General features: G+C 28.5%; 14 protein-coding genes and 1 pseudogene. 13 read left to right on the plus strand and 2 right to left on the minus strand.

The features are described 5' to 3' along the window. The first annotated feature begins 196 nt into the window (after positions 1 to 196). The 8 genes from PG913_RS05270 to PG913_RS05305 all read left to right on the plus strand — a co-directional run bounded on the left by PG913_RS05270 (position 197) and on the right by PG913_RS05305 (position 9,448). Positions 197 to 763, plus strand: coding sequence for an RNA polymerase sigma factor (locus PG913_RS05270; RefSeq protein WP_271231939.1), 567 nt, complete (start codon positions 197 to 199; stop codon positions 761 to 763). A 76-nt stretch (positions 764 to 839) separates the two neighbouring features. Further along, positions 840 to 1,832 carry a FecR family protein gene (locus PG913_RS05275; protein ID WP_271231940.1) on the plus strand — a complete coding sequence of 331 codons (993 nt, stop codon included), beginning with the start codon at positions 840 to 842 and terminating at the stop codon, positions 1,830 to 1,832. Positions 1,833 to 1,915: 83 nt separating this feature from the next. Further along, positions 1,916 to 3,247, plus strand: a complete 1,332-nt coding sequence (locus PG913_RS05280; protein ID WP_271231941.1) for a TonB-dependent receptor plug domain-containing protein — start codon at positions 1,916 to 1,918, stop codon at positions 3,245 to 3,247. A 122-nt stretch (positions 3,248 to 3,369) separates the two neighbouring features. Next, positions 3,370 to 4,716, plus strand: coding sequence for a TonB-dependent receptor plug domain-containing protein (locus tag PG913_RS05285; protein WP_333780814.1), 1,347 nt, complete (start codon positions 3,370 to 3,372; stop codon positions 4,714 to 4,716). Between the two features lie 323 nt (positions 4,717 to 5,039). Further along, on the plus strand, positions 5,040 to 6,368 hold the full coding sequence (ffh, locus tag PG913_RS05290) for a signal recognition particle protein (protein ID WP_271232137.1): 1,329 nt from the start codon (positions 5,040 to 5,042) through the stop codon (positions 6,366 to 6,368). A gap of 66 nt (positions 6,369 to 6,434) precedes the next feature. Continuing rightward, complete coding sequence (gene folD / locus PG913_RS05295) at positions 6,435 to 7,313, plus strand: bifunctional methylenetetrahydrofolate dehydrogenase/methenyltetrahydrofolate cyclohydrolase FolD (protein WP_271231942.1); 879 nt, start codon at positions 6,435 to 6,437, stop codon at positions 7,311 to 7,313. 169 nt (positions 7,314 to 7,482) lie between these two features. Beyond that, positions 7,483 to 8,574 carry a redox-regulated ATPase YchF gene (gene ychF, locus PG913_RS05300; RefSeq protein ID WP_271231943.1) on the plus strand — a complete coding sequence of 364 codons (1,092 nt, stop codon included), beginning with the start codon at positions 7,483 to 7,485 and terminating at the stop codon, positions 8,572 to 8,574. A 199-nt stretch (positions 8,575 to 8,773) separates the two neighbouring features. Next, on the plus strand, positions 8,774 to 9,448 hold the full coding sequence (locus PG913_RS05305; protein ID WP_271231944.1) for a DUF2461 domain-containing protein: 675 nt from the start codon (positions 8,774 to 8,776) through the stop codon (positions 9,446 to 9,448). Here PG913_RS05305 and PG913_RS05310 read toward each other — a convergent pair. Further along, on the minus strand, positions 9,440 to 10,777 hold the full coding sequence (locus PG913_RS05310; RefSeq protein WP_271231945.1) for an MATE family efflux transporter: 1,338 nt from the start codon (positions 10,775 to 10,777) through the stop codon (positions 9,440 to 9,442). The genes PG913_RS05305 and PG913_RS05310 overlap by 9 nt on opposite strands. 101 nt (positions 10,778 to 10,878) lie before the next feature. Here PG913_RS05310 and PG913_RS05315 point away from each other — a divergent pair, with 101 nt between their 5' ends. The 4 genes from PG913_RS05315 to PG913_RS05330 are packed head-to-tail and all read left to right on the plus strand — an operon-like array spanning position 10,879 to position 13,748. Continuing rightward, on the plus strand, positions 10,879 to 11,271 hold the full coding sequence (locus tag PG913_RS05315; protein ID WP_271231946.1) for an acyl-CoA thioesterase: 393 nt from the start codon (positions 10,879 to 10,881) through the stop codon (positions 11,269 to 11,271). Positions 11,272 to 11,302: 31 nt separating this feature from the next. Continuing rightward, positions 11,303 to 12,421 (plus strand): DEAD/DEAH box helicase, encoded by a 1,119-nt coding sequence (locus tag PG913_RS05320; protein ID WP_271231947.1) that lies wholly within the window; start codon positions 11,303 to 11,305, stop codon positions 12,419 to 12,421. Beyond that, positions 12,422 to 13,048 carry a trimeric intracellular cation channel family protein gene (locus PG913_RS05325; RefSeq protein ID WP_271231948.1) on the plus strand — a complete coding sequence of 209 codons (627 nt, stop codon included), beginning with the start codon at positions 12,422 to 12,424 and terminating at the stop codon, positions 13,046 to 13,048. Between the two features lie 46 nt (positions 13,049 to 13,094). Further along, the gene (locus tag PG913_RS05330) at positions 13,095 to 13,748 is read left to right on the plus strand and encodes a muramidase family protein (protein ID WP_271231949.1); all 654 of its coding nucleotides are present in this window, start codon (positions 13,095 to 13,097) and stop codon (positions 13,746 to 13,748) included. A 169-nt stretch (positions 13,749 to 13,917) separates the two neighbouring features. Here PG913_RS05330 and PG913_RS05335 read toward each other — a convergent pair. Further along, positions 13,918 to 15,130 (minus strand): annotated as a pseudogene (locus tag PG913_RS05335) (RsmB/NOP family class I SAM-dependent RNA methyltransferase). Between the two features lie 61 nt (positions 15,131 to 15,191). Between PG913_RS05335 and PG913_RS05340 the strand changes: the two are divergent. Next, complete coding sequence (locus PG913_RS05340; RefSeq protein ID WP_271231950.1) at positions 15,192 to 17,720, plus strand: DEAD/DEAH box helicase; 2,529 nt, start codon at positions 15,192 to 15,194, stop codon at positions 17,718 to 17,720. Positions 17,721 to 17,842 lie beyond the last annotated feature (122 nt).

A 17,842-nucleotide genomic window follows, 5' to 3' on the forward strand; every position in this document is an offset into this window, starting at 1 on the left:
GTGATTATTATTAATATATTTTTTTATTGAATTTCTTTTTATTTTAATAAAATTGAAATTATATTTTTAGTATTGTTTTGTTGATTTTATTAGTATAATCGAAGGGTGTTTTATCTTTTTTTAAGATTAAACACTTATTTGTTAAGATATTTTTAACTATATTTAAAGAAAAATAACTAAAACCCCCGTTTTCTTTATGAAAAAATTGTCTGATGAAATTTTATGGAAATCATTAAAAGAAGGAAATTTAACTGCTTTTGAAGCACTTTTTAAAAATTATTATACTAGTTTATTTAATTATGGTTTAAAAATTTCAGGAAATAAAACAATAACAGAAGATTCTCTTCAAGATTTTTTTATGTACGTATATGAACATCGAGAAAATTTAAGTGATTTAAATAGTATTGCGCCTTATTTATTTACTTCTTATAGGCGATTTTTGATTAAAATACTTCAGAAAAATCAAAAAAATAAGTTCATCAGAAATATTAATGAAAACATTGTTGATATTCATTTTACACCTGAAGAGTTACTAACAAGTCAAGAATCTACTTCTTTTAGAAATAAAAATCTTAGTGTATCGTTAAATAAACTTCCTAAAAAACAACGAGAAGTATTATACTTAAAATATAACTGTGAACTTAAAACTCAAGAAATAGCTGATGTTATGGGGATTAACTACCAAAGTGTTGTTAATTATATTCATAAAGCTATAAAACGATTAAGAGAGGATATTCAGATTTTACAATTATTTAATTCTTAAATTTGCACTCTCAAAAAGAGTATATATTATAATTTAATTACTTATTGTAATATAAGCATGTATTTTCTATATTTAAATGATAAATAAACTATACAATAATATTGATGATTTCTTAAAAGATACCTCTTTTAAAAACTGGGCTTTAAACTCTAAATTAAGTGATGTTTCTTTTTGGCAGTATTGGTTAATTAATAATCCTGATAAAAAAGAAATTGCAGAAGAAGCAAAAGCAATTATTATAGGAATTCAATTTAAAGAAAACCTTATCTCTAAAGAAAAAGTTAATTTTGCTTGGAATGATTTTGAAGCAAAAATTTTAGAAAGAGAGCAAAAAATTAAAAAGAATACTTTTAATAAAAATAGGTGGTTAGCTATTGCTGTAAGTGTTATCCTATTTATTTCAATAGGTATTTATACATTTGTACAAAATAATATTACAAGTTATACTAGTGGATTTGGAGAAATTCTACATATAAAGCTTCAAGATGGTAGCTTGGTTACATTAAACTCTAATTCTACTATTTCTTATTCAAAAGAAACTCCCAGAGAAGTTACATTAAATGGAGAGGCTTATTTTGAAGTAGCTAAAAAGGAAACAACAAATGCGAAATTTTGGGTGTTTACTAATGATTTAAAAGTTGAAGTATATGGTACTAAGTTTAATGTGAAATCTAATACTGATAAAACGCAAGTTTTTTTAGAAGAAGGTAACATTTGGTTAGCTTTAAAAAATGGTACTGCTAAAAAAATGATTCCAGGTGATTTAGTTTCTTTTTCTGTAAATGAAGATAAAATTTTAGAAAATCGCTCAAAAGTATTAGCGACTGAAAATACTTCATGGAAAACAGGTATACTAACTTTTAATAATGCAACTCTATCTAAAGTATTTAAAAAAGTTTCTGAAGCCTATGGTTATGAAGTTGTTTTTAAGAATACTGATCTTAAAAATATATTAATCTCAGGAGCAATACCAACAAGTAATTTAGAAATTTGTTTAAAAGCGATAGAAAAATCGGTAAATGTTATAATTACAAAAGAAAACACTAAATTAGTTGTTTCAAAAAAGTAATTTTATATTCTATCAAACAATTAAGTTATTTTAAAAATCGTTTATTAGTAAACATAATCCTTTTTGGGTTTTTATGTTTTTCCTTGACACTCTTAAGTCAAAATAAAAAAAATACCCAAAAAAATAATATTTCGTTATCTTACCTACTAGCAGACTTAAGTGAAAAATATGCGCTACATTTTACATATAATCCAACAATTATAAAGGGTATTACTATTGATAAATCAAAATTTAAAAACCTTTCTTTAAAAAAAACCTTTCGTCTTTTAAAAAAAATAACATATTTAAATATTGATGCACTAGGTAATAATTATTACGTTATTTACAGTAATACATCCAGAAAAACACCTAAAAAAAAACCTGATTTAATATCAACAAAAAAGAAAATAGAACATACATTTATTAGTGGAGTTGTCTTCAATGAACATTACAGTCCTTTAAAAGGTGCTAGTATTATAGAAAGTCAAACAAATAACGGTACAAGTTCTTCTTCTAATGGTTCTTTTAAATTAAGATTGAAAAAGAATCAACCTATAATAATAGCTCATATTGGCTATAAACCACAAACGGTTATACCTTCAGATAAAAAAACAATTATCATATTAGAATGTTTACATCTTGATGAGGTTTTGATAATTGGTTCTCGTAATAATTTAAGAGCAAAAAAAGATGCTGTAACTGCAATTGATATTATCCATTTAAATAAAATAGCATTAAAGAGTAGTTTGTTAGAGGTTAATCAATTTTTACAATATAACATGCCATCTTTTAATGCGACTAAACAATCTGGAGCTGATGGTGCTGATCATATTGTTCCTGTAACTTATAGAGGTTTAGGTCCTGATCAAACATTGGTGTTAGTCAATGGAAAAAGAAGACATCAGGCTTCGCTTGTTAATTTACAAGGAACAAGAGGTAGAGGAAATTCAGGTACAGATTTGAATACGATACCAATATCAGCCATTAAAAGAATTGAAATTTTAAAAGATGGAGCTTCGGCTCAATATGGTTCTGATGCTATTGCAGGTGTTATAAATATAATTTTAAAAAATAATAAAAATTCATTAAAAGTAAATACAACACTTGGTTTTAATAATGCTACGATTAATACAAGTTCTAAAAATAATAGTGTTGATGGCTTTACTTATAAAGTAGATGTTAATTATGGTACTAAAATATTTAAAAAAGGATTTTTAAATGTTTCAACAGATTTTTTATCTAAAGATCATACTTGTAGATTAGGTACTGATGTTAGAGAGCAGTATGGAGATGTAAAAACAAAAAATATAAGTACTTTTTTTAATTCAGAAATTCCTATTTCTAAAAAAACAACATTATATGCTAATGGTGGATATAATTTTAAAGACACACAAGCTTATGCATTTTCAAGAAAAAAAATAGCGAAAGAAATGTAATAGCGATTTATCCTGAGGGGTTTAATCCTATAATAACTTCTCATATTTCTGATGTATCTTTTTCAGCAGGATTAAAATCAACCTATAAAAAATGGGATATCGATTTTAATAATACCTTTGGAATTAATAATTTTCATTATTTTATTAAAAATAGCTTAAACGCTACGTTGTTAGAAAAATCTCCAACAACGTTTGATGCAGGTGGGCATTTATTAAGTCAGAATACTACTAGTATTGATTTTTCTAAAAATTTTACTGATTTTTTTAAAGGAGTAAATATTGCTTTAGGAGCAGAATATAGATTAGAAAATTACGAAATATTCTCAGGCGAAGAAGCCTCGTATGCATCATATAATATAAAAGGTGATGTTGTAAATAATTTTACACGAGCTAATTTAGTAACTTTAGATGGTAAAATAAGACCTGGAGCTTCACAAGGTTTTCCAGGATATTCTCCCAAAAATGAACTTAAAAAAAAACGTACTAATTTAAGCTTTTATATAGATACCGAATTTGATTTCACAAAAAAATGGATGCTTGCTACAGCTTTAAGGTATGAAAATTATAGTGATTTTGGGTGTAGAATAAACTATAAACTAGCAACAAGATTAAAATTGCTTCCTATACTTAATTTAAGAACTTCTTTTAGTACAGGTTTTAGGGCTCCTTCGTTAGCTCAGGCTTATTATAATTTTAGTTTTACAAATTATGTTGGAAATCAATTGGTTGAATCTTTGCTTATTGCAAATAACAATCCTATTACAGGTAAATTTGGTATTGGTAAATTAAAAGAAGAAATTACTAAAAATATTAGTATCGGAATTACTTATAACCCTAAACATAATTTTGCAATTAATCTTGATACTTACTTTATTTCAATAAAAGATAGAATTATATTGAGCGGTAATTTTAATACTGATGATTTAAATTTACGTGCCGAAAATGTACAATTCTTTGCTAATGGAGTAAATACTACTACATGTGGTTTGGATATTAAAGTAAAATGGTTTAAGAAATTTAATAAGTCTAAGTTTTCAATAGATTTATTTGGAAATGTAAATTCGATGAAAATAGATGAAATAAAACATAAAAATCTTGATGAAGAAACTTTTTTTGGTATTCGAGAACGTCATTTTTTATTAGCATCTGCGCCTAAGAATAAATTTAGTTTGAATTTTAATTATCAAAAAGAAAAATTTAATGCAAATGTAAATGTTACTCGATTTAGTGGTGTTGAATTAATTGACTGGGAAATGAATAAAGATATTTATCATCCAAAATATACCGTTGATGTACAGTTGGGATATCATATTTTTAAAAATATAATTTTTCAAATAGGCGCTACAAACCTTTTTAACGCTTACCCAACTATGCAAGATAAATATACTGATAGTGGAGGTGTATGGGATTCAACACAAATGGGAACTAATGGTGCTTTTTATTATTCTAAACTTCAATTTTCTTTTTAAAAAATAGTATAGTTTTAGAACTATAAAAAGAATTAGAAGCAATTTCCCGCTTTCCGCACTCGCTTTTTTTGTTTTTGAAAAGAAAAACAAAAAAGAGCTCAAACAATTGCTTCAATCGGGGCTAGGCATTCTTACTTTTTTAAAAAAAACAGTTATATAGTTTTTTATTTTTATCTTCTAAAGAAACAAGAAGAAGCTTTAAAAAACAGCTTAATTTTAAATAAAATATATCAAAATTAAAATTTATCGAACAAACGCTTCTAAAAAATCATAGTCCTAACAACTAAATTATTATATTTGTAGCTCTAAAAATGAAGCCGATCATGTTTAATAATTTAAGTGAAAAGTTAGATAAAGCGTTACATACGCTTAAAGGACACGGGAAAATTACAGAAGTTAATGTTGCTGAAACACTAAAAGAAGTTCGTAGAGCTTTATTAGATGCCGATGTTAACTTTAAAATTGCGAAAGACTTTACTAAAAGAGTACAACAAAAAGCCATAGGACAAGACGTATTAACAACGTTAAACCCAGGGCAATTAATGGTTAAATTAGTTAAAGATGAATTGACTGATTTAATGGGTGGTGACACTGTTGGTATTAATTTAGGTGGTTCAATGAGTGTTATCCTAATGTCTGGTTTACAGGGGTCTGGTAAAACTACTTTTTCAGGAAAATTAGCGAACTTCTTAAAAACTAAAAAATCGAAAGAAGTATTATTAGTTGGTTGTGATGTTTATCGTCCTGCGGCTATTAATCAGTTACAAGTTGTTGGAGAACAAATTGGTGTTGAAGTGTATGCGGAAGTAGACAATAAAAACCCAATTGAAATTTCTGAAAATGCAATTAAGCGTACAAAGGCAACGGGTAAAAATGTAGTTATTATTGATACTGCTGGTCGTTTAGCTGTTGATCAGGAAATGATGGATGAAATTTCAAACATTCATAAAGCTATAAATCCTCAAGAAACATTATTTGTTGTAGATTCTATGACAGGTCAAGATGCTGTAAATACGGCAAAGGCTTTTAATGATATTTTAAATTTTGACGGTGTTGTACTTACCAAATTAGATGGTGATACACGTGGTGGAGCTGCGTTATCTATTAAATCAGTTGTTAATAAACCTATTAAGTTTATTGGTACTGGTGAAAAGATGGATGCAATTGATATTTTTCACCCAGATCGTATGGCAGATCGTATTTTAGGAATGGGAGATGTTATCTCATTAGTAGAACGTGCCCAAGAACAATACGATGAAGACGAAGCTAGAAAACTTCAGAAAAAAATTGCAAAAGATCAATTTGGTTTTGATGACTTTTTAAGTCAAATTCAACAAATCAAAAAGATGGGTAGCATGAAAGATTTAGTAGGAATGATTCCTGGTGCTGGTAAAGCCTTAAAAGATGTTGAAATTGATGAAGGTGCTTTTACAGGTATTGAAGCAATTATACAATCGATGACTCCGTTTGAAAGAAGTAATCCTGCTTCTATTGATGCAAATCGTAAAAAACGAATTGCAAAAGGTTCTGGTACATCAATACAAGAAATTAATCAGTTGATGAAGCAATTCAATCAAATGAGTAAAATGATGAAGATGATGCAAGGCGGTGGCGGAAAAAAAATGATGCAAATGATGCAAAACATGAAATAGCAACAAAGAGAAGCTTTTGCTTCTCTTTTTCTTTACATATAATTATTAACAACAACACAGTACAAAATGATTTTACTAGACGGTAAAAAAACATCAGCAGATATTAAAGAAGAAATTGCTATTGATGTATTAGATTTAAAAAATCAGGATAAAAAAACACCTCATTTAGCAGCTGTTATAGTTGGTAATGATGGTGCAAGTTTAACCTACGTTAATGCAAAAGTAAAAGCTTGTGATAGAGTAGGTTTTGAATCATCTTTAATTAGATTGCCTGAAAGTACCACTGAAAAAGAATTATTAAATGAAATAGCTATATTAAACATTGATAATGATATTGATGGTTTTATAGTACAATTACCTTTACCTAGTCATATTAATGAACAAAAGGTTTTAATGGCAATAAACCCAGACAAAGATGTTGATGGTTTTCATCCAATGAATGTTGGTAAAATGGCTTTAAATTTACCTACTTTTATTTCGGCAACACCTTACGGAATTTTAGAATTATTAGATCGTTACAAAGTAGAAACTTCTGGTAAACACGTAGTTGTTATTGGTCGTAGCCATATTGTAGGTAGCCCAATGAGTATTTTATTAGGACAAAAAAGAAAAGTAGGTAATGCTACGGTAACTTTAACACATAGTAGAACTAAAAATTTAAAAGAAATTACCTTACAGGCTGATATTATTATCGCTGCAATAGGAATTCCTGAATTTTTAAAAGCAGATATGGTTAAAGAAGATGTAACTGTTATTGATGTAGGTATTACTCGTATTGCCGATTCATCTAAGAAAAATGGTTTCCGTTTAGTTGGTGATGTTGATTTTAATGAAGTTGCTCCAAAATCAGCTTTTATAACACCTGTTCCGGGAGGAGTTGGTCCAATGACAATAGCAATGTTATTAAAAAATACATTATTAGCTTCTAAAAGAAATAATCAATAATATTTTTTTAAAATATTACATATAGTAAAAATCACTTTACAAAAAATGTAAAGTGATTTTTTATAAATAAAATACTTTTTTTAATAAAATGTAAACAGTACAAAATAAACATTTAAAATTTAAAGCAAAAAAAGTATATTTGTACGCAAATTTTCAATAAATAGATAGAATGAAAGCAGGAATTGTAGGGTTACCAAATGTTGGAAAATCAACGTTATTTAATTGTTTATCAAATGCAAAAGCACAAAGTGCAAACTTTCCTTTTTGTACTATTGAGCCAAATGTTGGTGTTGTAAATGTACCAGATAAAAGAATTCAGGTTCTAGAAGGTATGGTAAACCCTGAGAGAGTAATGCCTGCAACAGTTGAGATTGTTGATATTGCTGGTTTAGTTAAAGGGGCGAGTAAAGGTGAAGGATTAGGTAATCAGTTTTTAGCAAATATTAGAGAAACAGACGCTATTATTCACGTATTACGTTGTTTTGACAATGATAATATTATTCATGTTGATGCTTCTGTAGATCCTATTAGAGATAAAGAAACTATCGATATTGAGTTACAATTAAAAGATTTAGAAACTGTTCAAAAACGTTTAGAGCGTGTAAAAAGAACGGCTAAAACTGGTAATAAAGAAGCTCAAATAGAATTAGAAATTTTATTAAAAGTTGAAGAAACTTTATTACAAGGTGTTTCAGTAAGAGCAATTGATTTTTCAGAAAAAGATCAAGAAATTGTTGATACATTACAATTTATTACATCAAAACCTGTATTATATGTTTGTAATGTTGACGAAGGTGCGGCTGTAAACGGTAATGATTATGTTACTAAAGTAAGAGAAGCGGTAAAAGATGAAAATGCAGAAGTGATTGTATTGGCGGTAGGTACTGAAGCTGATATTACTGAATTAGACGATTACGAAGAACGTGAAATGTTTTTAGCCGATATAGGTTTAACAGAAGCTGGTTCAGCTGTTTTAATTAGAGCTGCTTATAAATTATTAAACTTACAAACTTATTTTACCGTAGGTGTAAAAGAAGTAAGAGCTTGGACTATTAATATTGGAGATACTGCACCACAAGCTGCTGGGGTTATTCATACCGATTTTGAAAAAGGATTTATTCGTGCTGAGGTAACAAAGTATGAAGATTATACTACCTTAGGAGGTGAACAAAAAGTAAAAGAAGCAGGTAAATTAGGCGTAGAAGGAAAAGAATATATCGTACAAGATGGTGATATTATGAATTTCAGATTTAACGTTTAATATATTTATTAGGGCGTTCGGGCGGGCTTTCACTACTCGCTTTTTTTATTTTTTAAGAAAAATAAAAAAGAGCTCAAACAAGCCGTTCAATCCCTAACGCAAAATAAAAAACAAAGCAAACGTTGTAGATTTTTCTACAGCGTTTTTTTGTACCTTTCAATTAATTATCAAACTAAATTATCAAGAATAAAAAATACTGATGCAAGTAGAAAAATCAACACTTCAATTTTTAAAAGCCTTAAAAGAAAATAATAATCGTGAGTGGTTTACTGAGCAAAAAACAACTTTTGTTGAGGTTCAAAATAAAGCCAAAGATTTTTATGGACATATAAGAGCCGATTTAGAATTAGATGATAGTATTGATAAATTTAAGTTGTTTCGTATTTATAGAGATGTTCGTTTTTCGAAAGATAAAACGCCATATCAACCACATTTTGCGGGTTCATTTTCTCGAAAAGGAAATCATTTAAGAGGCGGTTATTATTTAAGAATTCGTCCAGGAGGCGAAAGTTTTTTAGCAGGTGGTTTTTGGGAACCAAATAAAGAAGATTTACTTCGTATTAGAAAAGAAATTGAAATGGATGCTTCTGAATTTAGAGCTATTTTAAATAATCCTGAGTTTGTTAAAAATTTTGGAAATAAATTTGAAGGTGCTGAATTAAAATCTGCACCAAGAGGATTTGATAAAAATCATCCTGATATAGATTTATTACGAAAAAAAGGATTTATAGCTGTTCGTAATTTTACAGATAAAGAAGTATTATCTAAAGATTTTTTATCAGAAATAAATACATCTTATAAAGCTTTACGACCTTTTTTTGATTTTATGAGTGAGATTTTAACCACCAATTTAAATGGCGAAAGTTTAATTTAAACTACGCTTAATTTCTCTGTTTAAGTATAAAAAAGTAACTAAGGTTGCTAAAAAATCGGCAATAGGAAAAGACATCCAAACACCATCTATTCCATAAAATTTAGGTAAAATATAAACTAACGGAATTAATAAAAAACCTTGTTTTAAAAGTGTTAGTAGTAATGCTGGCAATGCTTTTCCAGCTGCTTGAAAATAAGCCGAACCAATTAATTGTGTGGTAATTACAGGAGTTGCTAAAAAAGCGATTATTAAAGCATCCGAAGTAAGATTTATAAGTTTTTTATCATTAGTAAAAAGTCCTATTAACTCCGAAGGAAATACCATAATTATAATAAAAATAAATGTAGCGATTACTGTACCAAATAAAATTGCTGTTTTTATAGATTCTTTGACTCTTTTTGAATCATTTGCTCCGTAATTATAACCTGCAATGGGTAAAAATCCCTGAGTAACTCCAAGTACAGGAAATAAGGCAAATAACATTATTCTATTTATAATTCCATAAACGGCAATAGATATTTCTCCACCATATTTAAATAATGTATAGTTTAATATGATAATTAAAATACTGATAGTTCCTTGTCTAATAATTGTAATTCCTCCGAGTGAAATAATTTCTTTTAAAATAGATAAATCAATTTGAAAATATTTCGGAATAATTTTTAAGTCGGTATTTTTTGATAAAAAGAACCATAAAATAAAAAGTCCACTTACTCCGTATGAAATAGAAGTTGCTAATCCTGCTCCAAACATTCCTAAATTTAGAAATTTTATAAAAATAACATCTAATAAAATATTAGCTATTGCAGGTAATATCATTGTAAACATTGCGTAATTTGGTTTTCCAACAGCTCTAATAACAGGGTTTCCCATCATGGCAAAAGCTAAGAAAGGAACTCCCCAGATAATAACTCGAAAATATTCTGTAGCAGGAATTACAATACTTCCTTTTGCACCAAATAATTGTAAAATAGGAAAACAAAAAAAAGTTCCCATCCCAACAAATAATACAGACAAACCAACTGTTAAAGTAATTTGATTTCCAAGGACTTTAAAAGCTTTTGAAGTATTTCCTTTTCCTAATGATCTAGAAATGATAGAACTTCCTCCAATACCAATTCCCATTCCTATAGATGAAATTAAAAAAGCAATCGGTAAAACGACAGTAATAGCCGCAATAGCCATTACACTAATCCAACGACCAACAAAAATAGTATCAACAATCATATTTAATGACATCACCAAAATTCCTATAGAAGCAGGTATTGCTTGTTTTAGTAATAGTTTACTTATTTTTTCGGCACCAAAATTGCTTGTTGTTTTATTCATAGATTATTTTAAAGATCCGAATATCCGTAATATTATGTTATTGTAATAAAATCAGCGGTATATTTAAGTAATAATTAACATCATTCGTGTAATTTTGTGGCATGAATTTTTACGAAAAAAAATATATCGTTACACGTAGCGAAATTGACGAATACCAACATGTAAATAATGTGGTATATGTGCAATGGATGCAAGAAGTATCTACAGCACATTGGTTATTATTAATAAAAGATGTTCCTAAACCAGATTATGTTTGGTTTGTAATTCGACATGAAATAGATTATAAAAAACAAGGAGTTTTAGGTGATGAAATAACAGTGAAAACATGGGTTGGTGAAACAGAAGGAATACGCTCTATTCGTCATTTTGAAATGCATAAAGGTTCGGATTTATTAGTGAAATCACAAACATCTTTCTGCTTGTTAGATGCAGCGACACAAAAACCAAAAAGAATAACTAAAGAAGTAACAAACTTACTTTTAGGAAAAAAATAAGCAATATATTTGCACATTATATATAGAAATAATGACAACATTTACAGGGTTAGGAGTACAAAAAGAATATGTTCAAGGACTTAAGGAATTAGGAATTACAAAACCTACCGAAGTACAAGAAACAGCAATACCTTATTTATTGCAAAATAATGCTGATTTTATTGGATTAGCACAAACAGGTACTGGTAAAACTGCTGCATATGGATTGCCTGTTTTACATAAAATAGATGCATCAAAAGATACTGTTCAAGCATTAATTTTATCGCCAACAAGAGAATTGGTTCAGCAAATAAAAAAACAACTTTTTAAGTTTACCAAATATGTAGATGATAAAATTTTTATAGAAGCTGTTTACGGTGGAGAAAAAATTGATCGTCAAATAAATAATTTAAAAAGAACAACGCACGTAATTGTTGCTACTCCAGGGCGTTTAATCGATTTAATAGAAAGAGGTGAAGTAAATTTAAAAGATATTCAAACTTTAGTACTTGATGAAGCAGATGAAATGCTAAGTATGGGGTTCAAATTAGATTTAAATCGTATTTTAAAATATACTTCAGGAACTAGAAAAACTTGGTTGTTTTCTGCAACAATGCCAGAAGAAATAAGAAATATTGTCAAAAAATATATGGATCCATCAGCAAAACAAGTTGAGGTGAATAAAAATACTTTGGTAAATGCAAATATTACACATCAGTTTATACAAACTACTATTCCTGAAAAAGTAGATGTAATTGTAAAGTTTTTAGAAAAAAGAGATGCTGAAAGAGGAATTATTTTTGCAAGAACTAAAGCAGGAGCTCAAAAAATAACCAGAGAATTAAAAGAAGAAGGTTTTTCTGTAGAAGCTTTAGAAGGAGACATGCAACAAAGAGATCGTGAGAAAGTAATGCGTGCTTTTAAAAATGAAAGTCTTCAAATTTTAGTTTCTACCGATGTTGCAGCAAGAGGTATTGATGTAAAAGGTTTAGGATTTGTAGTACATCATCAATTACCAGAGCAATTAGAATATTATACACACAGAAGTGGAAGAACTGCAAGAGCAGGTAAAAAAGGCGTTTCATTAGTATTAATTTTAAATAACGAAAAAAATAATATTAAAGACGTTGAAAGAACATTACAAATAAAATTTTCAGAAATAAATATCTAAGTGAATATTATCTACGCCCTTGATATTGCAGGAACATTTGCATTTGCCATTAGTGGTGCATTAGTTGCAATTAAAAAAAAATTTGATGTATTTGGAGTTATTATTATTGCCTTTGTTACTGCCGTAGGTGGTGGTATGATACGAGATGTTTTAATTAATGCACATCCTATAAATTGGATTAGTGATCTTAATTATATTTGGACAATTTTAACTGCTGTTGGTTTTACTTTTTTGTTCAGAAGTAAAATAGCACCATTTCGTAAAACAATGTTTTTGTTTGATACAATTGGTATTAGTGTATTTACTTTGTTAGGCTTAGAAAAAGGCTTAGCTTATGATTTACATCCTTTTGTAGCGTTAATTATGGGAATGGTTTCGGCTGTTTTTGGTGGTGTACTTAGAGATGTACTTACTCGAAAAGTTCCTTTAATATTTAAAAAAGAAATTTATGCTTTGGCTTGTTTAGCAGGTGGAGTAGTGTATCTTATTTTAGCAGAATTTAATATAAATAAAGACCTTCAATTTGTAGTACCTACATTTGTTGTTTTTTTAATAAGGTCAATTGTTGTTAAATACAAGTTAGAATTACCAAAGATAAAAATTGATGCACTAGGTGAACGTAGTTAAATAAATATGAAAATAACGGAAATTGTAGCTTTAAAAAAATAAAAAAATGAAAAAGGAAATTACTGTAGCACTTTTATTATCAATAGGATTATATAGTTTTTCACAAGATAAAAAATTACCAGCTGGTTGGGATATTGTTTCTTTAGATGATAAACCAGCTTATATGAACTTAATTACAGGAACTATTTCTAGAACATACCCTAGAAAACCTGCTCTAATAAAGCCTCTAGAAAAACAAAAATTTGATTCAACAATTACTCACACAGTAAAAAAAGGAGAAACATTAAGTGTGATTTCAAGAAAGTATGATTTGAAATTATCAAGATTATATAGGTTAAATAGCATGACTAATTTTGATACATTAAAAATTGGTCAAGAAATTGTAATTGGATATGGGCAAAGTGAAGCAGAAAAAATTGCTTTTTTTAATAAGAAAACAAAAATTAATACTAAAAAACCTCAAACTCAAACCAAAGCTGTTTTAAATAAGCAATACGAAAAACGTTTTGCATTGATTGTTGAAAAAGATACTGATATTAAAAGTGAAAATAAAGTAACTAATAAATATCATATTGTAACAGAGAGTGAAACTTTATATGGTATTTCTGTACACTATAAATTATCTATAGATAAATTGAAAATACTAAATAAGTTAAAGGATAATACTATATTTTTAGGGCAAAAATTAATAGTTAAATAAGTGTCAAACAAAAAAAAACGTTAAACTCATTTTATTTTGTAACGATTAATAGTCAAAACCGTCATATATCATAGAATCATAATGTTTAGTGATTTTTTAGTTTTTAATAGTTGATAAAAAAAGCTCGGAATTTTTAAATTCCGAGCTTTTTAATTTCATTTAATAGTTATTATTTTTTGACTAATTGAGCCATATAAAAACCATCGAACCCAAATTCAGCGAGCCAATACTTTATAATCTTTAACTAAGGTAAAATCTTTACCATCTTCAGATGCTAAAAATATTTCAACTTGTTCTTGATTTTCAGAAGGTAAAACAGAACATGTAGCGTATACTAATTTACCACCTGGTTTAACCATCCTTGAGTATCTTTGTAAAACATCTTGCTGAATTTCTTTAATATTATCGATGAATTCAGGCTGTAACTTCCATTTACTATCAGGATTTCTACGTAAAACACCTAAACCAGAACAAGGAGCATCAATTAAAACTCTATCAGCTTTACCGTATAATTTTTTAATTACTTTGGTAGAATCTATAACTTTTAAATCGATATTACTAATACCATTTCTACGTGCTCTAACTTTTAATTTACGTAATTTACTTTCGTAAATATCCGTAGCTACAATTTGCCCTTTATTTTTCATTAAAGCAGCTAAATGTAATGTTTTACCACCTGCACCAGCACAAGTATCAATTACTTTCATACCAGGAGCAACATCTAAATAAGCTGCTACTAATTGAGAAGAAGCATCTTGTACTTCAAAAAATCCTTTATGAAATGCTTCTGTTTTAAAAACATTAGCACGTTCTACTAAACGTAGAGCATCGTCACAACCGTTTACAAATTCGGTTTCAATACCTTCTTGTTGTAAATCTTTTTGTAAATGTTCTTTTGTTACATTTAATGTATTTGTACGTAAAATAACATCAGCTCTTTTGTTTAAGGCTGCCATTTCTTTAGTCCAAACAGTTTCACCTAACTCTTTAACACCTAATTCATCAATCCAATCAGGAATAGATTCTCTGTATTTTCTAATTTGAGAAAGTTCATCAAATTTTCCTTTAATTCTTCTAGTTGGTGTTTCTTCAATCTGATTCCAATCAGGTAATTTAATTCCTTTTAACACACACCATACTACTAATAAACGCCATAAATCGGGTCTTGAATATGGAGTTTTTACATCCGCAATTTCAGCGTATAAACGTTTCCAGCGTACGATGTCATAGATAGTTTCAGCAACAAATTTTCTGTCACGTGCTCCCCATCTTTTATCTCTTTTTAATGCCTTTTCAACAGCTTTATCTGCATATACGTCATCATTAAAAACGTCACGTAAACTATCAATAACTGCGTAAACTAAATTTCTATGTAATCTCATTTGGTGAATTTATGGGTACAAAGATAGTGGATTTTAATGTCTTTTTGTATTTTCGTATTTAATGAATTTAAATCATCCGATAACATATATAAAAGGCGTTAGTGTAGCCAGAGCAGAATTGTTGTTTACCGAGTTAGGTATTAAAAGTTGTAATGATATTCTACATTTTTTTCCGTTTCGTTATATTGATAAAACTCAGTTTTATACAATTAATGAATTAACTCAAAATACGGCTGAAGTTCAGGTGGTTGGTAAGATAAAAGCAGTTAAAGAAATAACTCAACAAAGAGGAAGTAGGCTAGTAGCTACCTTTTATGATGGAACAGGTACTTTAGATTTAGTATGGTTTAAAGGTGCTAAATGGATAAAAAATAGTTTAAAAACAGATGTTCCGTATGTGATTTATGGAAAATTAAATTGGTATAATGGTGTTGCAAATATGCCACATCCAGAAATGGAAACTGTAAAAGAATATAAAAGTAAGCCTCAAACGGCAATGCAACCTGTATATCCAGCTACAGAAAAATTAGCTAATAAAGGAATTACAAATAAAATACTTCGAGGATTTATTCAGAATTTATTTGAACAATTTTTTGATATCATAGAAGAAACACTTCCTGATTATCTTTTAAAAGAACATCAATTATTAGATAAAAAAGAATCATTATTTAATATTCATTTTCCTAAAAGTCAAGAATTATTAGCAAAAGCACAATATCGATTAAAATTTGAAGAATTATTTTTTATTCAAATTCAATTATTACAGAAAAAACTCATCAGAAAATCAAAAATAAAAGGCTATGTTTTTGAAAAAGTAGGCGAATATTTTACCGATTTTTATACGAATCATTTACCTTTCGAATTAACCAACGCACAGAAAAGAGTTTTAAAAGAAATCAGAAAAGATATTGGTTCTACTGCACATATGAATCGTTTATTACAAGGCGATGTAGGTTCTGGTAAAACAATTGTGGCATTATTAAGTATGTTAATTGCTATTGGTAACGGGTATCAGGCAACTATTATGGCACCAACCGAAATTTTAGCAATTCAGCATTATAACGGAATTGTTGAGTTATTAGAAGGAACAACTATCAAAGTTGAATTATTAACAGGTTCAACTCGAATTAAAAAAAGACGTGAAATTCATACAGGTTTAGAAGACGCATCGGTACATATTTTAGTAGGAACACATGCTGTTTTAGAAGATAAAGTCCGTTTTAGAAACTTAGGATTAGCTATTATTGATGAGCAACATCGTTTTGGAGTTGCACAACGTTCTAAATTATGGCAGAAAAATCAAGCGCCAGCATCTCTTGATAAAAAAGGAGTAATTCTTCTTGAAAAATATAAAACTGAACATCCGAAGATATATAAGTTACATAAAGAAATAGCTTTAAAACGTAAAAATAAAACATCTAAAGAAGAAAGAGTTTTATGGGATGTTTTAAGTACGATATCAACTACATCTAAATTTATAAGATATTATATTATTGATGAGTTTCTTATTGATTTTATCTGTCTAGAAAAAAAACTGATTATAGAAGTTAATGGAAAATATCATACAACCGAAGTACAGCAAGAAGCAATTAATTTGCGTACTGAAGTTTTAACAGCATTTGGTTATAAAGTTGTTCGTTTAAATGAAAATCAAATAATAAATACATTAGAAAAAACAATTGCAAGAATTATTGCCACTTTAAAAATTCTTCCTACTATTATTGTTCAAAAGTCTGTTCCGCCACACGTTTTGGTAATGACTGCAACGCCAATTCCACGAACTTTAGCAATGTCGGTTTATGGTGATTTAGATATTTCTGTTATTGATGAATTACCTCCAGGACGTAAGGAAATTAAAACTGTACATCGTTATGATAGCAATCGTTTATCTGTTTTTAAGTTTTTAAAAGATGAAATAGATAAAGGTCGTCAGGCATATGTAGTGTATCCGTTAATTGAAGAATCTGAAGCGATGGATTATAAAGATTTAATGGATGGTTACGAGAGTATTTCGAGAGATTTTCCATCGCCAAAATATCAAATAAGTATTGTACGTGGAAAAATGAAACCTGCGGATAAAGAATTTGAAATGAATCGTTTTATAAAAGGTGAAACCCAAATAATGGTAGCAACTACGGTAATTGAAGTTGGTGTAAATGTACCAAATGCATCAGTAATGGTTATTGAAAGTGCCGAGCGTTTTGGTTTGAGTCAATTACATCAATTACGAGGTAGAGTTGGACGTGGAGCATCACAAAGTTATTGTATTTTATTATCGAGCTTTAAATTGTCATCCGATAGTAAAACAAGATTACAAACCATGGTTGATACTACTGATGGTTTTAAAATTGCTGAGGTAGATTTAAAACTTCGTGGTCCTGGAAATATTATGGGAACGCAACAAAGTGGTGTACTAAATCTTAAAATTGCCGACGTAGTAAAAGATACTGCTATTTTACAAAAAGCCCGCCAAACGGCAATTAATGTGTTAGAAGAAGATGCTAGTTTTTCTAATCCTAAAAATGCTAGTCTATTAAAAGTGTATTCTCAAATACAAAAAACAAGCGGGCTTTGGAGTAATATTAGTTAGAATTTGATAGCGTAATTTTAATTTATTGTCTATTTTTTAATCATTTTGTAGTTTGATATAAATTAAATATAAGCAAGAAAAAAGGAATAACCCAAATACTAATTTTATCTTTTTCCTTAATG

It is taken from the genome of Tenacibaculum pacificus, from assembly GCF_027941775.1.
GTDB classification, from domain to species: Bacteria; Bacteroidota; Bacteroidia; order Flavobacteriales; family Flavobacteriaceae; genus Polaribacter; species Polaribacter pacificus_A.

Excerpts from the sequence above, each read along its gene's own strand:
- PG913_RS05270 (WP_271231939.1), top strand. The coding sequence starts at position 197 with ATGAAAAAATTGTCTGATGAAATTTTATGGAAATCATTAAAAGAAGGA.
- PG913_RS05275 (WP_271231940.1), top strand. The coding sequence starts at position 840 with ATGATAAATAAACTATACAATAATATTGATGATTTCTTAAAAGATACC.
- ffh (WP_271232137.1), top strand. The coding sequence starts at position 5,040 with ATGTTTAATAATTTAAGTGAAAAGTTAGATAAAGCGTTACATACGCTT.
- folD (WP_271231942.1), top strand. The coding sequence starts at position 6,435 with ATGATTTTACTAGACGGTAAAAAAACATCAGCAGATATTAAAGAAGAA.
- ychF (WP_271231943.1), top strand. The coding sequence starts at position 7,483 with ATGAAAGCAGGAATTGTAGGGTTACCAAATGTTGGAAAATCAACGTTA.
- PG913_RS05305 (WP_271231944.1), top strand. The coding sequence starts at position 8,774 with ATGCAAGTAGAAAAATCAACACTTCAATTTTTAAAAGCCTTAAAAGAA.
- PG913_RS05310 (WP_271231945.1), bottom strand. The coding sequence starts at position 10,777 with ATGAATAAAACAACAAGCAATTTTGGTGCCGAAAAAATAAGTAAACTA.
- PG913_RS05315 (WP_271231946.1), top strand. The coding sequence starts at position 10,879 with ATGAATTTTTACGAAAAAAAATATATCGTTACACGTAGCGAAATTGAC.
- PG913_RS05320 (WP_271231947.1), top strand. The coding sequence starts at position 11,303 with ATGACAACATTTACAGGGTTAGGAGTACAAAAAGAATATGTTCAAGGA.
- PG913_RS05330 (WP_271231949.1), top strand. The coding sequence starts at position 13,095 with ATGAAAAAGGAAATTACTGTAGCACTTTTATTATCAATAGGATTATAT.
- PG913_RS05340 (WP_271231950.1), top strand. The coding sequence starts at position 15,192 with ATGAATTTAAATCATCCGATAACATATATAAAAGGCGTTAGTGTAGCC.